Source organism: Actinoplanes solisilvae (assembly GCF_003999975.1).
Classification (GTDB): domain Bacteria; phylum Actinomycetota; class Actinomycetes; order Mycobacteriales; family Micromonosporaceae; genus Actinoplanes; species Actinoplanes solisilvae.
In genome coordinates this window covers 265,878-288,323 of sequence record NZ_RJAC01000007.1, presented here as the reverse complement: position 1 = coordinate 288,323, position 22,446 = coordinate 265,878, and the positions used below count along the sequence as shown (strand labels likewise).

Annotated in this window: 17 protein-coding genes; 4 read left to right on the top strand and 13 right to left on the bottom strand. The window is 69.1% G+C overall.

Going from position 1 to position 22,446, the window contains the following annotated elements:
- Positions 1-75 precede the first annotated feature (75 nt).
- Positions 76-1,728: an alpha-keto acid decarboxylase family protein gene (locus EER30_RS20885; RefSeq protein WP_164842413.1), complete on the top strand. Its 1,653-nt coding sequence runs from the start codon at positions 76-78 to the stop codon at positions 1,726-1,728.
- A 97-nt stretch (positions 1,729-1,825) separates the two neighbouring features.
- Here the strand turns inward: EER30_RS20885 and EER30_RS20880 are convergent, their stop codons facing one another.
- Together EER30_RS20880 and EER30_RS20875 are read right to left on the bottom strand one after the other, a co-directional pair.
- Positions 1,826-3,235, bottom strand: coding sequence for a M28 family peptidase (locus tag EER30_RS20880; RefSeq protein WP_240670192.1), 1,410 nt, complete (start codon positions 3,233-3,235; stop codon positions 1,826-1,828).
- A gap of 203 nt (positions 3,236-3,438) precedes the next feature.
- A complete protein-coding gene (locus tag EER30_RS20875; RefSeq protein WP_127502169.1) occupies positions 3,439-4,743 on the bottom strand; it encodes an AI-2E family transporter in 1,305 nt (434 codons plus the stop codon).
- Positions 4,744-5,048: 305 nt separating this feature from the next.
- Between EER30_RS20875 and EER30_RS20870 the strand changes: the two genes are divergently transcribed.
- The gene (locus EER30_RS20870) at positions 5,049-5,708 is read left to right on the top strand and encodes a hypothetical protein (RefSeq protein ID WP_127502168.1); all 660 of its coding nucleotides are present in this window, start codon (positions 5,049-5,051) and stop codon (positions 5,706-5,708) included.
- Between the two features lie 159 nt (positions 5,709-5,867).
- Here EER30_RS20870 and EER30_RS20865 read toward each other — a convergent pair whose 3' ends face one another.
- From EER30_RS20865 to EER30_RS20835, 7 genes are all read right to left on the bottom strand, one after another.
- Positions 5,868-7,937 (bottom strand): PQQ-dependent sugar dehydrogenase, encoded by a 2,070-nt coding sequence (locus tag EER30_RS20865; RefSeq protein ID WP_127502167.1) that lies wholly within the window; start codon positions 7,935-7,937, stop codon positions 5,868-5,870.
- A gap of 8 nt (positions 7,938-7,945) precedes the next feature.
- A complete protein-coding gene (locus tag EER30_RS20860) occupies positions 7,946-8,866 on the bottom strand; it encodes a LamG-like jellyroll fold domain-containing protein (protein WP_127502166.1) in 921 nt (306 codons plus the stop codon).
- 205 nt (positions 8,867-9,071) lie between these two features.
- Positions 9,072-9,812 (bottom strand): ABC transporter ATP-binding protein, encoded by a 741-nt coding sequence (locus EER30_RS20855; protein ID WP_240670191.1) that lies wholly within the window; start codon positions 9,810-9,812, stop codon positions 9,072-9,074.
- Complete coding sequence (locus EER30_RS20850; RefSeq protein ID WP_127502250.1) at positions 9,805-10,533, bottom strand: ABC transporter ATP-binding protein; 729 nt, start codon at positions 10,531-10,533, stop codon at positions 9,805-9,807. Before EER30_RS20850 ends, EER30_RS20855 begins: the two co-directional genes overlap by 8 nt.
- A gap of 91 nt (positions 10,534-10,624) precedes the next feature.
- On the bottom strand, positions 10,625-11,836 hold the full coding sequence (locus EER30_RS20845) for a branched-chain amino acid ABC transporter permease (protein WP_240670190.1): 1,212 nt from the start codon (positions 11,834-11,836) through the stop codon (positions 10,625-10,627).
- Complete coding sequence (locus tag EER30_RS20840; protein WP_127502164.1) at positions 11,820-12,707, bottom strand: branched-chain amino acid ABC transporter permease; 888 nt, start codon at positions 12,705-12,707, stop codon at positions 11,820-11,822. Before EER30_RS20840 ends, EER30_RS20845 begins: the two co-directional genes overlap by 17 nt.
- Before the next feature lie 7 nt (positions 12,708-12,714).
- Positions 12,715-13,941: an amino acid ABC transporter substrate-binding protein gene (locus tag EER30_RS20835; RefSeq protein WP_127502163.1), complete on the bottom strand. Its 1,227-nt coding sequence runs from the start codon at positions 13,939-13,941 to the stop codon at positions 12,715-12,717.
- Positions 13,942-14,075: 134 nt separating this feature from the next.
- Between EER30_RS20835 and EER30_RS20830 the strand changes: the two genes are divergently transcribed.
- Positions 14,076-15,116, top strand: a complete 1,041-nt coding sequence (locus tag EER30_RS20830) for a LacI family DNA-binding transcriptional regulator (RefSeq protein ID WP_127502162.1) — start codon at positions 14,076-14,078, stop codon at positions 15,114-15,116.
- Here the strand turns inward: EER30_RS20830 and aat are convergent.
- Entirely contained in the window at positions 15,107-15,751 is a 645-nt protein-coding gene (gene aat, locus EER30_RS20825; protein ID WP_240670189.1) for a leucyl/phenylalanyl-tRNA--protein transferase, read from the bottom strand. The two genes, EER30_RS20830 and aat, sit on opposite strands and share 10 nt — an antisense overlap.
- A gap of 332 nt (positions 15,752-16,083) precedes the next feature.
- Here aat and EER30_RS20820 point away from each other — a divergent pair, with 332 nt between their 5' ends.
- Entirely contained in the window at positions 16,084-18,336 is a 2,253-nt protein-coding gene (locus EER30_RS20820) for a catalase (RefSeq protein ID WP_127502161.1), read from the top strand.
- On the opposite strand, the gene EER30_RS20815 is transcribed toward EER30_RS20820, so the two are convergent.
- From EER30_RS20815 to EER30_RS20805, 3 genes are all read right to left on the bottom strand, one after another.
- The gene (locus EER30_RS20815; protein ID WP_127502160.1) at positions 18,242-18,847 is read right to left on the bottom strand and encodes a hypothetical protein; all 606 of its coding nucleotides are present in this window, start codon (positions 18,845-18,847) and stop codon (positions 18,242-18,244) included. The two genes, EER30_RS20820 and EER30_RS20815, sit on opposite strands and share 95 nt — an antisense overlap.
- A gap of 187 nt (positions 18,848-19,034) precedes the next feature.
- Positions 19,035-21,113 (bottom strand): alpha-galactosidase, encoded by a 2,079-nt coding sequence (locus EER30_RS20810; protein ID WP_127502159.1) that lies wholly within the window; start codon positions 21,111-21,113, stop codon positions 19,035-19,037.
- Positions 21,114-21,119: 6 nt separating this feature from the next.
- Entirely contained in the window at positions 21,120-22,439 is a 1,320-nt protein-coding gene (locus EER30_RS20805; RefSeq protein WP_127502158.1) for an ABC transporter substrate-binding protein, read from the bottom strand.
- Positions 22,440-22,446: the final 7 nt, after the last annotated feature.

Genomic DNA, 22,446 nt, shown 5'->3' with positions numbered 1-22,446 from the left:
CTCCGACTGAGCAGGATGCTCAACAGTTTTTCGTCACATTGCTCATTCTGGGCCCTCGCGACGAGGGTTTTCGGCATGGCTACCACCGTCACGCTTGCCGAATATCTCGGCCGCCGCCTGCTCCAGTGCGGGGTCGCGCACGTCTTCGGCGTGCCCGGCGACTTCAACCTCACCCTGCTCGACCACATGGCGACCGTCGACGGCCTGGCCTGGGTCGGGTCGCCGAACGAGCTGGGCGCCGGCTACGCCGCCGACGCGTACGCCCGCAGCCGGGGCCTCGCCGCGATCGTGACCACCTACGGAGTGGGCGAGCTCAGCGCCCTCAACGCCATCGCGGGCAGCGCCGCCGAGGACGTGCCGGTCGTCCACATCGCCGGCAGCCCGTCCACCGCCGCCGTCGCCACCGGCCGCCTGGTCCACCACACCCTGGCCGACGGCATCTTCGGCCGTTTCACCAAGGCGTACGCCGAGGTGACCGTCCACCAGGAAACCGTGACCGCCGCCCACGCCACCGACCAGATCGACGCGGTCCTGACCGCCGCGATGAGGCACCGCCGACCGGCCTACCTGAGCATCCCGCAAGACCTGGCCGACCTCTCGGTGGACGCGGCTCCCCTGTCCAGGCCACTGACCGTCTCCCCGGCCCCGTCCGAGGCCTTTCGTGTGCGGTTGGCCGAGCTGCTGGCCGGCGCGACCAGGCCAGTGCTGGTCGTCGGGCACCTCGTCGCGCGGTTCGGCCTCGGCGACACCGTTCTCGCCGCCGCCCGCGCCGCGAACATCCCGATCGTCACGTCGATCGCCGCGAAGGGCGTCATCGACGAGAGCGAGCCGCTTCACCGGGGCGACTACGCCGGCACGATGGTGGACAAGAGAACCGCCTCAATCGTCCGGACGTCCGACCTCGTCATCGAGCTGGGCACCGTCAACAGCGACGTGCTGTCCGGCTTCTTCACCCACCGCCCGAGCGACGACCAGGTCGTCCATCTGTGGACAACCACCGCCACGATCGGTCACGACACCCCCGTCGACGTCCACTTCCCCGACGCCGTCCAAGCTCTGGCCGACCTCTGCGCGAACGTTCGTTTCTCCCCTGTGGACGACACCCACACCGCGACCACCGCGAGCAGCGCTGCTGTGGACGACCACGCGCCGCTCACCCAGGCCGCGCTGTGGACTGCCGTTCAGGAGTGGCTGCCCAGCGGCACCGCGCTGATCGCCGACACCGGAACGTCGTTCTGGGGCGCCATGTCGCTGCGGCTGCCGGAGGACACCGTCTTCTCGGGGCAGCCCATCTGGAGCTCGATCGGCTATGCGCTTCCGGCCGTGCTGGGGCAGGGCCTGGCCGATCCGGAGCGCCGCCCCGTGCTGGTCATCGGTGACGGTGCCGCCCAGATGACGGTGCAGGAGCTCAGCACCATCGCCGCCGCCGGGCTCAAGCCCGTCGTCCTGCTGCTCAACAACAACGGCTACACGATCGAGCGGGCCTTGCAGAGCCCGGACGCCGCCTACAACGACGTCGCGGAGTGGGACTGGGCCAACCTGGTCACCGCCCTCGCCGGCGACAAGGTCGACTACCACCGCGCGGAAACCGCGGCCGACCTGCGGCACGCGTTCTCCGCCACCGGCGACGCCTTCACCCTGATCGAGGTCATCCTCGACAAGTACGACGCGCCGCCGCTCCTGCGCGCACTGGCCGAACGCAACAGCGGCGCCCCCGAGGAGAACTGAGTTCTCCGCAACGGGTCGGTTCGAACAGCGAACAGCCCCGCCGAAGCCGCCCGTCGACGAACGAGGGCAGCGGCGGCGGGGCAGCAACTCGGAACGGTCAGGCGACCGCTGTCGCGTAGGCGGCGGAGCCGATCAGCTCGAGGGACACCTGAAGACGTTCGAGGCTGATGTTCTTGGCGATCGTGTCCTCGGGGCTGTGGTACGGCGGCTCCAGCAGGGCCGGCGACTCCTCCCCGCGCCACGAGAAGTTGGCCGAGGCGATCCCGACCTCCTGGAAGGACTGGTGGTCGCTCGAGCCGCGCAGCGTCACCGGCGAGATCCGGGGCTGGTAGCCGAGCCGCGTGGCGGCCGCCGTCACCTCGTCGGTCGCCCGGTTGGCCAGGCCGTCGAACGACAGCAGCCAGTACCGCGTGGCCGGGTCCCAGCTGGTGGCGACCATGTCGTTCTGGTAGACGGCCAGGATCCGGTCCCGCTCGGCCTGCGGCAGCTGGGCCACGTAGTAGCGCGACCCGATCAGCCCCTGCTCCTCCGATCCCCACAGGGCGAACCGCACGTGCGCGTTCGTGGGCAGCTTGCGCAACACGCGCGCAAGTTCCAGACACAGCACGGTGCCCGAGCCGTCGTCATTCGCGCCGGGCGCGCCGATCACCGTGTCGTAGTGGGCGCTCACCATCACCACCGGCCCGTCCGCCGGGGCACCCCGGCGGCGCGGCGCGTCGGCGATCACGTTGTGCGACGTCAGACCGCGGTGCGCCGTCGTCGACAGCGTCAGCGGCAACCTGCGCGAAGCGAGCAGAGCGCGCAGCCGGTGCTTCTGCGCCTGCGCCACCCCGACGACCGGGATCGCCACCGGCGTCTCGGCGAACCCGGGCAGCTGCGGGCTGAACGCCGACGCCCGCCGCGGCTCGACCAGGTCGGCCGGCAGGAAGATCACCGCGGCCGCCTTGCGCGCGACGGCCAGCGCGACGACCTGCTCGCGCGTCGCCGCCACGTAGTCGATCAGCAGGATCTTGCCGGTCACGTCGGCCGGGTAGTCGGCCTCGCCGCCCAGCTTGGCGTCCAGCACGTCCCCGCGCACCTTGGTGTCCAGCTTCGCGTGCGGCGACGCCCCGACCTGCCAGTTCAGGTCGGTCGGCAGCCCTCGCGGCGAGCTGAGCTGGGCCAGGAACTTGTCGGCCACGGCGAACGGCTGCAGGTTCACGTCGTACCCGAGCTTGTCGAGCACGCCCCCGATGTAGCCGGCCGCGACCCGCTCCGACTTCGTGCCACCGATGCGCGGCCCGATGCCGATCGACAGCACCTTGAGATGCTCGAGCGCGCGCCGCGCCGACACGCGCTTGGCCACGTCGATGTCGTGCCCGGTCAACGTGGGCGGGTTCGCGGCGCCGGGACGCGGCCCGGTCGCGGCCCAGGCGGGCGCGGGAAGGGCGACAGTCGCGGCTCCGCCCATCGCGATGGCCAGCATGCGACGGCGGCTGACCGCTGACGGGCGCGGGTGCGTCTCCAAGGTTCCTCCTCGGTCGGTCCGGCTCGTGGTCCGGCGAGGACACGGTCCTGGTCAGGCCGTTGATCCCCGTGACTGATGAACCTAGGGGCTCCATCGCAGATCTTCAATAGTGACAGGGGTGCATGCACATGCTCCCCGCTACGAAGACGCTAGGCAGGCGCACAGCGGGGAGGAGGCGGAATCCCCGAGAGTCAGCCCGAGGGCTACGCCGGCTTGTCCACGCTGCTCTCGGCCGGTGGCGGGCTGTCCGGCCCCGGCGGCGGTGCGTCGGGCGTGGTGTCGTCCCCGGGCTCGGTGGTTCCCGGTGGTTCACGATCGGGCGTCGGCTCGCCGCTCGGATGATGGGCCAGGTAACGCACCGCGGTGTTGAGGACCGCGAGCGTGGGTACGGCGATGAGCCCGCCCACGATTCCGGCCAGGATGATGCCGCTGGCGATCGACAGCACGATCGCGAGCGGATGCAGGTTCACCGCGCGCCCCATGATGAGCGGCTGCAGCACGTGCCCTTCAAGCTGCTGCACCGCGATGACCACGCCGAGCAGGATCAGCGCCCGCACCGGCCCCACCGCCACCAGGGCCACCAGCACGGCCACGGCGCCGCTGAGCGTGGCCCCCACCACCGGGATGAACGCGCCCAGGAAGACCAGCGCGGCCAGCGGCAGGGCAAGCGGAACCTTCAGCACGAACAACCCGATCCCGATGCCGATCGCGTCGACGAAAGCCACCAGAACCGTCGCATGCACGTAGGCGACGAGCGTGTGCCACGAGTAGTGCCCGGCGCGAGCGGTCGGCACGCGGGCCGGGGCCGGCAGCAGGCGGCACAGGAAGCGCCAGATCGCGTCGCCGTCGCGCAGGAAGAAGAACAGCGTGAACAGGGTGAGGAAGAAGCCGGCCCCGACCTCGCCGACCGTCGTCGCGGTGGTCACGGCGCCCGAGGTGAGCGCGCCCCGGTTCTCGGTGACCGTACGCTGCACCGACGAGACAGCATCGTCGATCTGCTGCTGGGACAGGTGCAGCGGCCCGCTGACCAACCAGTCCTGCACCTCGCGCACCCCGTCGCCGACCTGCGAGCTGAGCGTGTCGATCTGCGAGACGAACGTGTTCACGATCAGGCTCAGCCCGCCGAGAACGATGATCAGCGCGCCGATCTCGACCAGCGCCGCAGCCAGCGAACGACTCATGCCGTGGCGGCCGAGCCAGGCCGAGACCGGCTGGAACAGCGCCGCCAGCAGGATCGCGATCAGCACGGGAATGAGCACCACGTCGAGGTGCGAAAGCCCCCGGATCAGCACCCAGCCGAGCGCGAAGAACAGCACGATGCGCCAGGCCCAGGCGGCGGCCACCCGGATCGGCCGCGGCACCAGATTGTCCTCGTCGCGCGGCGCGGCATCGACCATCACCACCGGGGTGACCCGCGGGTCCTCGGCGAACGGCGGCGCACCGACCCCTTGACGGGCCTGCTCGATCCGGGCCCGGGCACGCTCCCGCACCTCATCCATCCAGGCCATCAAGACCTTCTTCCCGTACGCCGGGACGACGCACTCCATCGAGCCAGGCCGACGGTCCGCCCGTACCCGCGTCGCCGAACCGGAAACCGAGGCCTTCCCCACAAGAAACACGGACATCCGAATTCGCGGGGAAAGTCCTCCCGTGATACCCCGTATACCCGGGCCGAACAGCGTTATCCGCGGGTTTCCGGGGCAGTTTCCGGTCCCCGGAAAGCGTTGCGGGCAATGGCCGGAATCGAGCTTGCCGAGCGCATTCGGTGTGCTGAGCTGTCCCAGACCTGACGTAGTCCCGGAGGGAATTTGAGATGCGCAAGAAATTGTCGGCCGGCGCCTGCCTGGCCGCAGCCGCGGTCCTCGGACTGACCCCGGCGTCATCCGCACTCGCCGCCGACCCCGACCCGAACGCGCCGACGGGCGCCGCCAACGCCCCCTATGCAGTCCACCCCGGCGGGCCGGGCGGCGGCGACCCGAGGATCGTCGTCATCGTCATGGGCGACGTCCACGGCCTCCCCGGCGCCCACGGCTGGCCCGCAGGCACAACCGGCGAGCCCGGTGGCCCGCAACTCGTGCCCCCGCCCGGCGCACCGCAGCAAGCTCCCCAGCCCGGCGCACCACAGCCAGACGGCCCGCAGTCCGGGGGCGGCCAACCGGCCGCAGACCAGCCCGCCACCACCGAGCCCGGACCCGCCACTGAGCCCACGCCCGCCGCGACCGAGCCGGCGCCGCTCCCGACGCCGACGACCGCTCCGATCGACGAGCCCAGCCCAGGATCGGCGGCCGACACGACCGGCCCGGCACCCACGACCGACACGGTGAACCCGGAGCCCACACCCGTCCCGACCGACACGACGCCTGCCGAACCCGCCGCGACCGAACCCGCCGTGACCGAACCCGCTGCCACCGAGCCTCCCGTCGCTGACGACTCCGGCCTGCTGCCGCCCGCAGGCGGGGCCGACGCGCTCTGAGCACCCGTTGCAGCGCCGAGCACCCCACCCTGAGCAATCGCTCAACAGCTTCGTCCAGGACTGACATCCCGGCCCTGAGCGACCGCTCAACCGTCTTGCACACGAACGGGCCGACGCCCCTCGAGGGACGTCGGCCCGCCGTGTGATCAGCTCGAACCGTTACGAGGTGGCCGGTGTGCCGTTGACGATCAGGCCGCGCAGGCGTCCGATGTTGTCGAACGATCCGAAGCCGACCCGGCCCGACGTGAACGTGGTGTCCCGCGCGGTCATCAGTGGATCGCTCGACCCGTCGACATACACCGCGATCTCCCCCGTGGCCGGCAGGTGCTTGACCCGCACGTTGTGCCACTGCTCATCCACAACGGCCGGGTTCGCTCCGCGTGAACGTCCGTTCCATTGATAATCGATTCGCTCCCGGTCGGCGTTGTTCACTTTGAAGATGCCATTGTGCGGAAGGATCGTGTTGTCCGTCGACAAATGCGCGTAGTAGAACTCCGTGTCGGATTGGTATCCGAACACGATGATCACGTCGCGGTTCGTCACCGCCACCGGTTCGTCGAGCCGCACCTGGGCCCTGATGTCGACCGACTTCCACACCGGTCCCGCGGTCAGCACGGCGTACTCGAAAGGCCGTCGCGGGCCGGGCCGCTGAACGCCGGCCTCGGCGAGGATGACCTGACCGCCGCTGAACTGCCACTTCGACGGGGTGACCGGCGCCCAGTTCGACGCGCGCGGCGCGGGGATCGTCAGTGCCGGCCCTGCGAACGCCGAGGCGTACGTCCTGGTGCCCGTGACCTTCCAGATCTTGCCGTTCGCCTTGGCCAGGATGTAGAGCTCGCCCTGCGCGTCGGTGCCGAAGCGCAGGTCGACCCGGTTGGGATCGCCGGGCGCGCCGGGGCCGGAGAGGTCCTGCATGCGTACGGGGATGCCCGCCGGGGTGAAGAGGTTGAGCCGGTGGATCGTCGCCGGGGCCCGGCCGCGCCGCATCTCGCTCGCCTCGGTGTAGAGCACACGCCCGTCCACGAGGTCGCCGAAGACGTACTTGCCCTTCAGCGCGGGCACGTTCTTGCCGCGATAGACGAAGCCACCCGCGACCGCGACGCCGACGTCCGAGGTGCAGTTCCAGCCGGGCGCGGGGTTGTGGTCATATTCGGCGACCGGGTAGACGTAGCCGCTGTCGTCGGCCGGCAGCGGGTAGAGCCGGTCGCACGGTGTGGTCGGCGTCTTGTCGAAGACGAACCGTCCCTCGCGCTCGCTCCAGCCGAAGTTGTCCCCAGGGCGCACCTCGTAGATGGCTTCGATGGAGTGCTCGCCGATGTGCCCGAGGTAGAGCTTGCCGGTGCCGCGATCCCAGCTGAACCGGTGCGGGTCGCGGAAGCCGTACGCCCAGATCTCGCCCGCGGCCCCCTCGCGCCCGACGAACGGGTTGTCCACAGGGATGCCGTACTTGCCGTTGGGTGAGTTGTTGCCCGCGGGGTCGATGCGGATGAGCTTGCCGTGCGGCAGGGCCAGGTTCTGTGGATCGGTGTTGTTCACACCCTGTCCACCGTCGCCCACAGCCAGGTAGAGCTTGCCGTAGTCGGCACTGCCGCGCTTCGCGGTCGGGTTGAAGTTGATCTCTTGGATGCCGTGGATCTGCCCGCCGAAGCCGACCCGCAACACCTCGCGATGGGTGCCCTCGAACGTGTCGGCGGCCGGGTTCGTGGCCTTCCACTCGTTGATGACGCCGTGGAAGAGCACATTCGTCTGGCGGTAGTCAGGCACCGCCGTGGTCAGCGAGGCCTGCTCGGTGTGGATCGTGTAGAACTGGCCGTTGCGCTGGAAGTCGGGGTGGAACGCGACGTATCCGAAGCCCTGCCCGAGGCCGCGGCCCGAGAAGAACTGCGGGGCGAACGTGGCGGCGACGTCGAGGTAGACGTGCGGGACACCGTTCTTCACCAGGTAGAGGTTGCCGTTGAGGTCGGGCACGGCACGGCGGCCGGATCCGTCGGGCAGCTCCATGATCGTGTTGATGCGGGCGACCCGGTTCAGCCGCTGGTCGATCAGCGGCGGGTTCGTCTCGCTCTTGGGGAACTGCGCGTATTCGGTCAGCACGAGACCGAGCTTCGACGTGACCGGCTCGGTGGGAACCGGATCGGAGATCGCGGCCGGGTCAGCGGCGTACGCCGGAACACCAACCAATGTGGACAGAAGCACCGCGCCTACGGCGGCCAGTACGAGTTTTCGCATGGGGACTCCTAGCGGATCATCGTGCGGTACTGGGTCGCGACCTCGCGGGGGGAGAGCGAGCGGTCGAGGAACATCAGCGCGTCCATGCGGCAGTCGCACGGATTGCGTTCGAGCGTGTTCTGCGGGAAACTCCCGCCGATCTTGATGCCGCGCGGGTCGGAGGCCGTGGTCACGTGCGGACCGGGCCCGTTGACCAGCCAGGGGTCGTCGCTGCGGGTATAGAAGCCGGGCACGGCGATACCGTTTCGGTACAGCGCCATGGTGCCTGTGGAAAAGTCGAACGTGGCGCTCAAGTGCACCCACTTGTCCTTGGGCAGAAGCGTGCGCCAGTCCTCGTTGGCCGCGAAGGTCTGCGAGTTCCCGCCGTCGATCCGCCGGCCGAGGGCAACCAGTTTCAGCTCACCGTTGACGTCGATGAGTTCGAGCAGAGCCCGCACGCCGTGCCCGTCGGAATCGCCCGTGAGGACGCCGGCCAGTCCGATCGCGTTGAAGCCGGCGGCCGGGCCGTCCATGCTGCGCTTGAACCAGCCCATCACGGTCGTGCCCTCGACGGCGTTGAAAGCGCGCAATGTGCGCACTCCGCTGGCCGAATAGATGCCGGCCTTCCAGTCGTCGTTGCCGGCAACGCCCGGGTTGACCTGCCGGGTCTGCAGAACGCGCCCACCCCCGGGATAGGCACGGTCGGCGACCCGCATGGCCGCCCCGCCGTTGACCAGCTCGATCTCGGTGCTGGAGCGGCCCTGGTCCTGTTCGAGCGCGGGGTCGCCGCGCATCGGATGATCGAAGTCGTAGAAGGCGACCAGACTCGATCGCAGGGACGGATGGACGTCGCGCGGCCCAGGATCACCGCCGGCCGACGCGGGCGTCGATGCCGCGGCGGCCGCCAGGACCGCGGCGACAGCAACGGCGACGCGTCCGGTTCTTCGCATGTGGAGCACCTCTCATCTGCTGGCTGACAGGTGGTCGCTCGACGGCATCGGCCGCCGAGAGTCTCGCGGGGGGCCTGGCTGTTCTCGACGGTGCGTTCGCGGTGCGGTTTGACCAGCCAACTGCCGGTTATGGACAGAGCGTTCGCGGTCAGGTTCGACCAGCCAACTGCTGGTTTGTGGACGGAGCGTTCGCAGTGCGGTTCGGCTATCGCACCGGTGGTTTCTCGGCGGGGCGGCCGCCCAGGTAGAGCTCGCCGAGCTGGGGGTCGGCCAGCAGGTCGGCCGCCGGGCCGGAGATGTGCACGCGCCCAAGGTCGAGCACACAGCCCAGGTCTGCGGTCTGCAGGGCACGCCGCGCGTTCTGCTCGACCAGCAGGACGGCCGTGCCCGCATCGCGCATCCGGGCGACCTGCTCGAAGATCGTGCTCGTGGCCTTGGGGTCGAGACCCATGGACGGCTCGTCGAGCAGCACGACCTTGGGATCGACCATGAGCGAACGCGCAAACTCGACCTGCTTCTGCTGTCCACCCGAAAGAAGCCCGGCGAGCGAATGCCAGCGCTCCCCCACCACGGGGAACAGTTCCTTCACAAAAGCTGCACGTTTTGCGCGTTTGGCCTTGTCGGTGAGCGTGTAGCCGCCGAGCAAGACGTTCTCCTCGACGGTCATCTCGCGGAACACGCTGTGGCCCTGAAGGACGAGCGCCACCCCGGCCGCGAGCATCTTCTGCGGCCCCTGCCCGGTCATATCCTGGCCACCGACGAGCACCCGGCCCTCTCGCGGACCGAGCAGACCGCTGGCCACCTTCAGAACCGTGGACTTGCCCGCCCCGTTCGGCCCGACCAGGCAGACCACGGAACCGGCGGGGACCGCGACGCTGAAGCCGCGCAACACCGGAGCCGCTCGCCCGTAGCCGGCTTGGACGTCGACCAGCTCGATCTCAGACACCAAGGTAGGCCCCCAGCACTCGTTCGTCGGTGCGGATCCGCTCGGGCGGGCCGGCCGCGATCGGCCGTCCGCGGTCGAACACGACGATGTGGTCGCTGATGCTCATGACGAGGTCCATGTTGTGTTCGACGATCACAAACGTGCGGCCTTCACTGTTCAATTCGCGCACCAGCGTTCCGATGCGATCGAGCAGAGCCGGGTTGACGCCACCGGCCGGCTCGTCGAGCAGGATCGTCTGCGGCTCACCCATCAGCACACCGGCCAGCTCGAGCAGCTTCTGCTGGCCCCACGACAGATTGCGCGCCTCGGCCTCGGCGAGGTGCTCGATGCCGAGCCGCGTGAGCCAGTTGTGTGCGCGTTCGATCTCAGAGCGGCGATGTGCACTGCGCAAACCGCGCAACAACCCGCCCGGCCGAACAGCCGCGAGCACATTCTCGACCGCCGTCATGCGCGGAAACACCCGGCAGAGCTGAAACGTCCGCCCGACCCCGGCCCGAGCGACGACGTGCGGCGCCCGACCGGTGAGGTCCCGCTCCCCGAAGAAGATCCGCCCCTCGTCCGGCTTGATCATCCCAGTGACGCAGTTGAAGAACGTCGTCTTGCCACTGCCGTTCGGCCCGATCAGCGCGTTCACCTTGCCCGGCAGAAACTCGACATCAGCCCCGTCCAGCGCGACCACGCCGCCGAACGCCTTCCGCAACCCCTCAGTCCGCAGCGTCATGAGCAAGCCCTCTCACGCACAACTCGCCCAACCGTCTGCGCAGTCATGAGCAGGTCGCCCGAACGCGCATGTCGCACCACCGCGGGCATCGTCATGAATTGACCCCCTCCTGTTCGCGGCGACGTTGCTCGGCCAGATCTGCTGCCGTGACCTCGCGGATCGAGCTCGCCTCGCGATTGCGCAGCCGTTGCACAAGCGCGGTCAGCGACGGGATCACGCCGTCGGGCATGAACATGACGACGAGCCCGAGCAGCAGGCCCGTCGTGACCAGGTGCAGCGGGCTGTTGCCGAACTCGACCTTGAAGTATTCGAGCGCGATCCCCACGACGAGCGCACCGAGCAGCGGCCCGAACAGGTTGCGCACACCGCCGAGCAGCGCCATCAACACGATGTACGAACCGGTCAGCACCGAGAACTGGAACACCGGGTCGAGATCGCCGAACCAGAGGGCGTAGAGCCCGCCGGCCAGCGCGGTGAACGCGGCCGAGATGACGAAGACGGTCAACTTGTAGGCGAACGTCGGCGTACCGAGCGACTCGGCCTTGTCCTCGTCCTCGCGGATCGCCTTGAGGCCCATGCCGAACCGCGACCTGTCGAGAAGCCACCAGGTGAGCAACGCGAGCAACAGCAGCCCGCCGTAGAGGAAGAAGAAGACCCGGTGATGCTCGGGCCGCAGCATCCCCGGGAACGGACGCGGCACCACGAGCCCGCGCGAACCGCCCGTCACCGACGACCAGCTCTGGAAAACGAGCAGCAGAATGAGCACCAGAGCGATCGAAACAATCACGAACGAAGCCCCGCGAACGCGCAAAGCGGCAAACCCGATCGGTATCGCCAGCGCGGCCACTAGCAGCGCGGCGACCACGAGGGCGACGAAGCTGGGCATGTCAGCCTTGGCGACGAGCAACCCCGTCGCATATCCGCCCAGGCCGGCCAGTGCCCCGTGCCCGAGCGAGATATACCCGGTGAACCCGCCGACGAAGTTCCAGGCCGTCGCGAGCACAGCCCAATTCAGAACGATCACACCTGTGGACAGGATGTAGGGGTTAGGCGCCAGACTGGGGAAAACCAGGATTGCCACGATCAGCAAGGCCGCAGCCCCCAACGGCAGCCAGTTGCTCGGAGTTCTGAAGCTCGAAGCGGCGCCGGGGGCCGGGGCGGCCTCCGACGGTTGCGCGGCGGCGGGCGTCGGCGCGGCGCCCGACGGCAGAGCGGCGTGCGACGGCTGCGCGGCGGGCGTCGGCGCGGCGCCCGACGGCTGCTCGGCGGCGGGCGTCGAGGCGGCGTCAGAAGCGTTGGGCAAGGCGGCCTCCGAAGAATCCCTGCGGCCGGACGGCCAGGGTGGCGAACAACGCCACGTAGAACACCGTCTGGGCCCACGTCGCGCCCATCGGGATCTGGAGCAGGCTCTGCGCCAGGCCCAGCAGCAACGCGGCCGCGGCGGCGCCGGCGACGCTGCCCAGACCGCCGACGACGATGATCGCCATGAGCGGGCCGATCCAGTGCCAGTGCAGGGACGGGTAGATGGTGGTGTCCAGGGCCAGCGCCGTGCCGCCGATCGCCGCCGTGGCCAGTCCCAGTCCGAAACCGAAACCGGCTGTGCGTTCGGTGTCGATGCCGACCAGACGGGCCGCGTCGCGGTGCTGGATCGTCGCGCGCAACGCCCAGCCGAACTGTGTGCGTTTCATCAACAGGTAGAGCGCGGCGAGCGAGACCGTCGCCAAACCGAACGCGATCAGTTTGACGACGGCCACCCGCGCACCGAAGAGGTCGAAGCTGGCCGTGCCGTAACCGAGCTGGATGCGCCGCTGGGTGCCCGAGAAGGCGTACCCGAGAAGGCCTTCGATGCACAGAGCGATCGCGAAGGTGATCAGCACCGACATCATCGTGAGCGTCGCCGGGCGCAGCCGGGACAGCAGGCCTCGTTGCAGCAGCACCCCCGCGCCGAAGAACAACGGCACGGTCACCACCATCGACAGCAGCGGGTCGATCCCCAGCCGGGAGTGGGTCCACCAGGCCAGATAGGCGGCCAGGATGAGGAACGCCGAGTGGGCGATCATCACCACGCGCATGATGCCGAAGTAGAGGGTCAGCCCCGCGGCGAGCAGGGCGTACAGCCCGCCGAGGAGCAGACCGAGGATGATGCTCTGGAACAGCAGCGCACCGGACGGCATCAGCGGATCACCAGGCCGGCTTCGGATAGATCAGTTCGGCCTCCTTGGCGTCGGCCGGGAGCACGATCTTGATGTCGTTGCCGACCCACTGCTGGATCATGTGGGCGCCCTGCGGCTTGCCGGTCGCGTCCCACGAGAGCGGCCCGACGACCGTCTCGACCTTGTTGCCGTGCAGCCAGTCGATCAGCTTCTGCTGGCATTCCCCCTGCTCGGCGCAGCCCGCCGCTTCGACCGCCGCCGCGACGACCTGGCCGGTGGTGTAGCCGTTGGCCTGGTCCTCCTCGGGCGCCTTGCCGAACTGGGCCGTGAACTTCTCCACGAACTCCTTGTTGCTCGGGTAGGGCGCGTCCTGGCTGTAGCCGGTGGGCGAGAGGATGCCCTCCGTCTTGTTGCCGATCGCCTTGGCGAACTCGGGGCTGGTCGGGGCGGTGGAGAAAGCGGCCAGCTTCGGCTGATAGTTCAGCTGTTGCAGGGCGACGATCAGGTTGACGCCATCCTGGTACTGCGAGCCGCCGACCACCATGTCGGGCTTGGCCGCCGCGATTTTCGCCGCGATGCTGCCGAAGTCGGTCGTGTTGGGCGGGTAGACCTCGTTCACAACGGTCTTGACGCCGCCCGCTTCCAGCTTCTTCTTCAAGCCGTACGCCGTGCCCTGTGCGAACGGGTCGTCCATCGCCGCGTACGCCACGGTCTTCGGCTTCTTGTCCGCAGGCAGTGCGAGCAGGTATTCGGCCAGGTGGTTGTAGTGGTCGTCGGCGACGGCCGGGGCCGCGTAGAACAGGTTCTTGAAACCTTGGTTGAAGACCTCGGCGGCGGCGCCGGCCGGCTCGACGAAGAGCATGCCGTATTCCTGCGCGACCCGGGCCGAGGGCACCACGAGACGGGTCGAGAAGGGACCGACGACCAGGTCGACCTGGTCGCTGCCGATGAGCTGTTCATAGTCGGCGACGACCCGGTCCGCGTTGGACTGATCGTCGAGGATCTTGAGTTCGATCTTGCGGCCGCCGAGGAGACCGCCCTTGTCGTTCGTTATCTTGGCCCAGGCCTCGTACCCCTCCTGGACGCCCTTGCCGGGCTCGGAGAAATCCCCGGTCAGCGGCAGCGAGATGCCCACGACGATCGGATCGTCGCTGCTCTTGCCCTCGCCGCCTTCGTCTCCGCCTCCGCAGGCGGTCAGGAACAGGGTCGCGCTGAGCGCCAGGGCCCAGGATGTACGTCTAGCGGGTGAACGCATTGCTCGCAGCTCCTTTGCCGGACCTCGCCGGGACGTAAGCGCTTGCGAAAGCGCTTACGTAGCCTAAAGTGATCGATGCGTCACTTGCAACACCCTAGAAACATTGACGGCTATGTCTTGGGGAGAGTTAACACATGCCCAAGCCCGGTGTGAGGCTGCGCCTCGTCGACATCGCCGAACGCGCCGGCGTCTCGCTGGCCACCGCCTCCCGTGCGCTGGCCGGCCGCGACGGAGTGAGCGAAGAGGTAGCGGCCCGCATCCGCCGGATCTCCGAGGAGATGGGATACGTCGCCAACCCGTACGCCCGGACTCTGGCCGGCGGGGCCAGCTCTACAGTGGGGCTGGTCGTGCACCAGGTCGACGACCCGTACTTCTCCGAGATCGCCGGGGGCGTCATCCGGGTCGCCGACGAGCAGGGGCTGCTCGTGCAGATCTGCCACTCCGGCCGCGACCCCGAGCACGAGCTGCGCCAGATCCGCCACCTCATCAACCAGCGCGTACGCATCATCATCGTCGCCGGTTCGGGTTTCGCCGACGCACGGCACGAGGCCGCGGCCCGCGACGAGCTTTCCACTTTCGTACGCGGTGGGGGGCGGGTCGCGGTGATCGGCCGCCACACGCTCGGGGTCGACGCGGTGCTGCCCGACAACGAGGCCGGCGGGCGCGAGATCGGCCGGCACCTGCTGTCGCTCGGGCACCGCCGCATAGCGCTGGCCTCGGGTTCGGCCGAACTGAACACGGTTGTGGACAGAATGGCCGGCGTGGCGTCGGCCCTGCGTGAGGCGGGTCTGTCGATGGACGGACTCCCGGTTGTCCACACCGAGTTCACCCGCGACGGCGGAGTGGCCGCGACTGAGCGAATTCTGCGCGATCACCCGTCCACAACGGCCATCATCGCGCTCAACGACGCGATGGCGATCGGCGTGTTGTCCACACTGCGCGCCCGCGGCGTACCCGTTCCGGAGCGCATGTCCGTGGTCGGCTTCGACGACGTCTCGGTAGCGGCCGACCTGGCCCCCAGCCTGACCACGATCCGCCTGCCGATGACCGAGATGGGCAAGATGGCCCTGGCCCTGGCGCTACGCCCGTTGGCCGCCCGCCCGCGCCGCCGCTCTACAGGCCACACCCTGATCGTCCGCGACTCAACCGGCCCGGTGCCCCCGGATCACGTCTGAACGAGGATCTCCCGGTCGACCGGCGCCGGGTCGGCGGGCCAGGGGCCGCGCCGCGTCTCCTCGGCCAGGGCCGCTTCGAGGCGTTCCTGGAAGTGGTCGAGCTCCCACTCGAGCGCACCGATCCGGCGCACGTGGGAGGTCATCATCTGACAGTCGACCAGGTGGAAACCCCAGGCCCGGACAGTGTCGAGCAGCCTGTGGAGGGCGACCTTCGACGCGTCCGACTCGAGATGGAACATCGACTCGCCGAAGAAGGCCGCTCCCAGCGACACGCCATAGAGCCCGCCGACGAGCCGATCCCCGTTCCAGGCTTCGACCGAGTGGGCGAATCCAAGTTCGTGCAGCCGGGTGTAGGCGGCGATCATGGCGGGCGTGATCCACGTGCTGCCCTCCCGCCTCGGCATGCTCGCGCAGGCCGCGATCACCTCGGGAAAGGCCTGGTCGAAGGTGGTGGTGAAGGGCGCTCGGCGCAGGTCTTTGCGCAGGCTGCGGCTGACCGTGATCTGCGCGGGCACGAGCACGGTCCGAGGATTCGTGCAGAACCACGGAATCATCGGCACCCCCGAGGTCGGCCAGGGGAAGATTCCATTCGCGTACGCCACGAGCAGCCGTTCGGGGCTGAGGTCGGCGGTCACCCCGAGTGCGCCGCCTTTGCGAGCCCGTGTGACAGGCGGGAATCCGAACGCCTTGCGCGCCCGGCGCAGTTCAAGGCCCAGGCTCAGTTTCGACCCCGGGCGTGGGTCAACCGCCTCACCACGCTTCACAGCCCGAAAGCCTAACGGCAGCAGTGAGCGTTTCCTCCACAGGCGGCCAGCCGGCCGTGCGCACGGCCGCGAGCGCTCCAGACACAGGTGGCCGCGGCCATCAATCCTGCGAACGCGAGGTGCTTTTTTCTGATTGGTTCAAGTTTGCCCTCCGATTGCTCGGGTAGCCGTTGCCCCACAGCAACTATTCGAGGAGTGCCGACATGGTAGCCAGCAAGCCCGCCAAGGCGGTCAAGAAGGCAGCGAAGGCGGCCGCCGCCAAGGTGTCCGAAGCGCTGGGTGACCGGATTCCCGGTGCCCCCGGCAGCGGAACGCCCACGGTCGAGGAGCCGACCACGCCCCGCGAGCCTCTGCCGCCCAAGAGCGAGCAGGACGCCCCCGAGACCGTCACGCCGACCGGCGTCCCCAGCCGCGCCCCCAAGATCGCGAATTCTCAGCAGGGCGAATATCTCACCACCGCTCAGGGCGCCCGGTTGCGCGACACTGACCACTCGCTCAAGGCCGGGCCGCGCGGACCGATCCTGCTCCAGGACCACCACTTCCGCGAGAAGATCACGCATTTCGACCATGAGCGCATCCCGGAGCGGGTCGTGCACGCGCGCGGCGCCGGAGCGCACGGCGTCTTCACCGGCTACGGCACCGGCTCCGAGATCACCAAGGCCGGCTTCCTGGCGAAGGACAAAGAGACCAAGGTCTTCGTACGGTTTTCCACAGTTCTCGGATCGCGCGGTTCGGCCGACACCGTGCGCGACACGCGCGGTTTCGCGACGAAGTTCTACACCGATGAGGGGACGTTCGATCTCGTCGGCAACAACATCCCGGTGTTCTTCATCCAGGACGCGATCAAGTTCCCGGACATCATCCACGCCGGCAAGCCCCACCCCGACCGCGAGATCCCGCAGGCGCAGAGCGCGCACGACACCTTCTGGGACTTCGTGTCGCTGCACACCGAGGCGCAGCACCACACCATGTGGAACATGTCCGACCGCGGGATCCCCCGCTCGTACCGGACGATGGAGGGTTTCGGCGTCCACACCTTCCGTCTGATCAACGAGGCCGGCGAGACCGTCCTGGCCAAGTTCCACTGGAAGCCCAAGCTCGGCGTGCACTCCCTCGACTGGGAGGAGGCGCAGATCGCCGCGGGTGTGGATCCCGATTTCCACAGGCGCGACCTCTACGACGCCATCGAGTCCGGCACGTTCCCCGAGTGGGAGCTGGGCGTCCAGGTCTTCCCCGACACGCCCGAGGAGACCTTCGGCGGCATCGACCTGCTCGATCCGACCAAAATCGTGCCCGAGGAGCTCGCAGCCGTGCAGCCTGTGGGCCGGCTGGTGCTCACCGCCGTCCCGACGAACTTCTTCGCCGAGACCGAACAGGTCGCCTTCCACCTCGGCCACATGCCGCCCGGCATCGACGTGACCAACGACCCGCTGCTGCAGGGCCGGCTCTTCTCGTACGTCGACACGCAGCTCACCCGTCTGGGCGGCCCGAACTACTCCCAGATCCCGATCAACCGCCCGCACTGCCCGGTCAACGACATGCTGCGTGACGGCTTCCACCAGCACGCCGTCCACGGCGGCGTGGCCCCGTACCGCCCGAACTCGCTCGACGGCGGCAACCCGTTCACCACCGAAGATGGGTTCCTCGACATTCCCGTACGGGTGGCCGAGGCGACGAAGATCCGCGAGAACCCGGTGTCCTTCGACGACCACTACAGCCAGGTACGCCTTTTCTGGCTGAGCATGCAGCCTGTGGAAAAAGAGCACATCATTCGCGCGTACACGTTCGAACTGGCCAAGTGCTACGAGCAGGCCGTCAAGGAACGTCAGCTCCAGTGCCTGGCCAACATCGACCCGGTGCTGTGCGAACAGGTCGCCACCGGGCTGGGCCTGCCCGCGCCCACGCCGACCGTCGACCTGCCCGAGGTCACCCCCAGCCCGACGCTGTCGCAGGTGGGCGGCGAGTGGCCCGCGGACGGCCGCGTCGTCGGCATCGTCGTCGACCCGGCCGGCGATCTGAGCGACCTGGCCGCCGTACGCAGTGCGGCGTTCGCGGCCAAGATGGTCCCGCTCGTGATCGCCCCGCACGGCGGAACGGTTGACGGAGTGCCCGTTCAGCGCACGTTCGCGACCGCGCGCTCGGTCGAGTTCGACACGATCCTGCTGGCCGGCGCACCCGCCCCGGCACCCGACGCCATCCCCGCGCGGGACTCGAAAGCCGGCGCCTCCGACTCGGCGACCGTCGACCCGCGGGTCCTGCTTCTCGTCGAGGAGGCATGGCGCCACGCGAAGGCGATCGGCGCGTGGGGTGCCGGCGCCGAGGTGCTCGCGCAGGCCGGGATCGCCGAAACCCCCGGCGTCGTCAGCGCCGACTCGGGCGAGGCGGCGTTGACCGAGGTGCAGGGCTTGCTGAGCCGCCACCGCGTCTGGGAACGCTTCCCCGCGACGGTCGCCTGACCGACGGACCCGCCGAGATCCCGCCGTCCACCCGGCGGGACTCGGCGGCCGCCGTCGCCGGCCAGCGGGTCTCGGACCCAGCGGCCGGGCGGTGGCCGCAGCCGGGGCATCGGGCGGGGTGGACGAGCTTGTCTCCGAAGGTGCGCCACGCGGTGCTGAGCAGCAGCGCGCCGGCGACCGCTCCGACCGCCGGGGAGCCGGCGAGCAGGCCGGCCACGGAGATGGTCAATCCTGCCCACGCCAGCGCGCGCACCCCGATATCCACAACGGCGACGCCGCTCGGCCGCTGTCTTGTCCACAACGGGAGCCAGACAGCAACGGCGGCCAGGGCCACCGCGGCGAGCAACGCCGTCAGCGCACGCACGCCCTGTGGCCAGCCGAAGTGATTTCCCGCCGCGTATCCGCCGGACAACAGGCAGCCCAGCCACACCTTGGCCAGGAGCCAGCGTCCCGCCCGCTCGATCAGATCATCGCCGCCGCCGATGGCGACGACCGTGTCTTGTGTGCTCATCGGACCCCCGGACGCCCTTCCGGAACGCGACCCGCCTGTGGACGACCGGTGCGCGTTCGTTCAACTGTCCCTCACCCGGACGGCGAAGCACAGGCCAGGTTTTGTCGCTGGTCGGGGACAGCCTGCTGCCGTGACTGACGAGAGCGTGCGACGGGTGTCGGCGGCGACCGAGGGGGTGGCGACCGAATCAGGCGGGTTCGGCGTCCACCGTGAACAGCTGGGCCTGTTCGGGGGTCAGCAGCGACGGTGGCAGGCCGACCTCGGCGAGCACCCGGCCCGGCAGCGTCACCCCGTCGGCGACCAGCCACGGGGGCGGCGCGTCCTGCAACGTCCGGGGCTGCGAGCCCAGCAGGAGCGGGCGCACGGTGTAACGGCGTACGGGATCAAGGCCTTGGAAACGCACGGGCTCGGGCAAAGCCGAGGCGGGCGCGCGCAGCGTCACGAGGGCGTAGAGCGCCGAACGCCGATCGGGCGACACCACCCCGTGGACGAGAACTGAGGGGTCGTCTCCGTTTGAGCGAATGAGCGTTCCGCCGTGCAGGAGTGCGCGTCTCTGCTGGTATTCGCGCACCCAGGCGGCGATCTGTGCACGGTCGGCCTCAGGGGCTGTCGTCAGGTCCCATTCGATGCCGGCGTGGCCGAACAACGACGTGGCCAGGCGGAACGAGAGCGCCTCGGTGCGCCCGGTGATGTGCGTGGTCGGGGCGCCGACGTGCGAGCCGAGCAGTTCCGGCGGCATCAGAACGCTCGTCCACCGCTGGATCTGCTGCCGTTCGAGCGCGTCGTTCGTGTCCGACGTCCAGAACCGGTCGACCAGGTCGACGATCCCCAGGTCGATGCGCGCTCCGCCCGACGCGCAGCTCTCGATCTCGAGCGCCGGGAACCGCCGCCGCAGCTCCCCCAGCAGCCGATACAGCGCCGTCGTCTGCGCGTGCGCCGACCCTTCCTGCAGCAGGTCCCGGTTGTGGTCCCACTTCAGGAACGCGATGTCGTACGTCGTGAGCAGCGCGCTCAAACTGTCGAGCACATAGGCGTACGCGGATGGCAGGGCCAGGTTGAGCACGAGCTGATGCCGCCAGGTCGCCGCGTCCGGCCCGCCGAGGATCCAGTCGGGATGCTCCCGCGCCAGCACAGAGTCGGGCGACACCATCTCGGGCTCCACCCACAACCCGAAGTCCATCCCGCGCGAGTGGACCGCTTCAATCAGCGGCCCGAGCCCGGACGGCCATCGCTGTGGATCGACCGTCCAGTCCCCCAGCGCCCGCCGATCGTCCGTGCGCCCGAGGAACCAGCCGTCGTCGAGAACGAACCGCTCCACCCCGACCGAAGCCGCCGCCGAGACGAGCGGTTCGAGACGCGCGAGGCTCTGGTCGAAGTACACCGCTTCCCACGTGTTCAGCACGACGGGCCGCGGCTTGAGCGGCGCCCGCCGCGACCGGATCCACTCGTGCAGCCGCTCCGAGATCCCGTCGATCCCGGTCGCCGACCACACCGCGACAGTCCAAGGCGTGGTGTACGACTCCCCGGCCGTGAGCCGCACCTCGCCCGGCGCGAGCAACTCCCCGGACCCGAGCACCGTCGGCCCGAGCGTCGAGCGCTCCGCCCACAACTGCTTGTCCCCGCTCCACGCCAGGTGCACGGCCCACACCTCGCCCGCCCGGAAATCGAACCCGGGAGTTCCGAGCATCATCAGGTACGGGTCGTCATGCCCCGGTCGTCCATGACGGGTCTCACGGGTCCAGGCGCCGAAAGCCAGCGAAGTGCGCTGCGGCCGGCGCTCGTACGCCCACAGACCGCCGAAATCCACCACCTCGGTCGCGCGTGCGGGCACTGGCAGCACAGCCGCGAGCGAGCCGAGGGAGAACTCCCCGTCGCCGTCGAACGACAGCCGGTGCCGAAGGCGCAGCACTCCCTGTGCGCTCAGCTCGACCTCGGTGGCGATCTCCAACCCGGCAGCCACCAGCGTGACCAGCACTGATCCGGGAGACGGCCGCGACACGTCCCGCAAGCGCCAGCGCGGCCGGCCCGTACCGGCGAAAGCGGGCCGCCCGCTCCAGCCGTCACCGAGGGCGGGCAGCAGGGACAGCCGCGGCGGCGTGTCGAGCGAGCTGGGTGGGACGGCGGGCACGGCCGCCTCGGCGAGCGCAGCCAGGTCGTCGTCGGTGAGGTCGCCGAGCGCGGCCCCCCAGTGCACGACCGAAGGCGGCTGCGGGCCGCGGGCGTCCAGGACGAAACTGGTGCCCGCGGCCTGCAGGTGGATCAACAACGCTTGTTACTCCTTGACCGGGATGGCCTGTGACTTGAGGGTCTCGACCGTCTGCTTCTGGGCCGCCGCGAGGGCGTCGCTCAGAGTGCCGTTGCCGGACACCGCCGCCTTGAATCCGTCCGAGGCGTTGGCGTACGTGGAAGTCATCGTCGGACCCCAGGTGAAGTCCGGCGTGACCTGCGTGGCAGCCTGCGCGAAGATCTCGTAGATCTTCTGGTCACCATAGAACTTGACCGGGTTGGCCAGGAACGGAAGCTTGGTGCCCGCGGTGGTCGCCGGGTAGAGCTGCGCCTCCTGGTTGAGCAGGGCCAACGCCTCTTCCGAGGTGTTCAGCCACAGCGCGAACTGCGCGGCCTCGTACGGGTGCTTTGAGTTCTTGAACACAGCGGTGGCCGAGCCGCCCCAGTTTCCGGCGACCGTCGAACCCGCGTCCCACTGCGGCATCGGGGCGACCCGCCACTTGCCTTCTGTCTTCGGCGCGCCGCTCATGATCGAGTTGGCGCCCCACACCGCGGAGACCCAGGTCCAGGCCGAGCTGGAGTTGTAGGCGTTGTCCCACTCGGTGGTCCACGGCGGGACCGTCGAGACCAGCTTCTTGCTGATCAGGTTCTGCCAGTAGTCGGCGACCTTCTTGGTCTTGTCGTCGGTCAGGTTCACGGTCCATTGCTGGCCGTCGTTGGCGAACCAGCGCCCGCCGGCCTGCCACGCGAAGCCCGCGAACTGGTTGATGTCACTCTGCGAGAAGTTGGTGATGTAACCGCCGGCCGCCTTCACCTTCTCGGCCGCGGCGGCGTACTCGTCCCAGGTCTTGGGGATCGCGATGCCGTTCTTCTCGAAGAGATCGGCCCGGTAGAACAGGGCCATCGGGCCGGAGTCCTGCGGGACGCCCCAGGCCGACTTGGCGTCGCCGAAGCTGACCTGGTTCCACGTCCACGGGATGAACTGGTCCTTGGCCTTCGCGACGATGTCACACTGCGCAACGTCGAAGAGCCCATCCTGTACGCGGAAGCTCGGCAGGGCGTCGTACTCGATGTGGCCCAGGTCCGGGGTGTTGCCCGCCTTCAGCTGATTGAAGAAGTTGGCGTAGGTGCCGCCGTTGCCGTTGGGACCGGTCTGCACCTTGACCTGGATGTTCGGGTTCTTGTCGTTCCAGGCCTTGACCACCTTCTCGATCCCGGGGATCCAGGTCGTGTAGGTGAGCGTGACCGGGCCGGACGAGGGGGCGCACGACGCGGCCGCGGTGTCGGTGTCGGCCGTGTCTCCGCCGGAGCCGCAGGCCGACAGGGCCAGCACCGAAACCAGTAAAACGCTAAGGCGTTTACGCATGGCGATT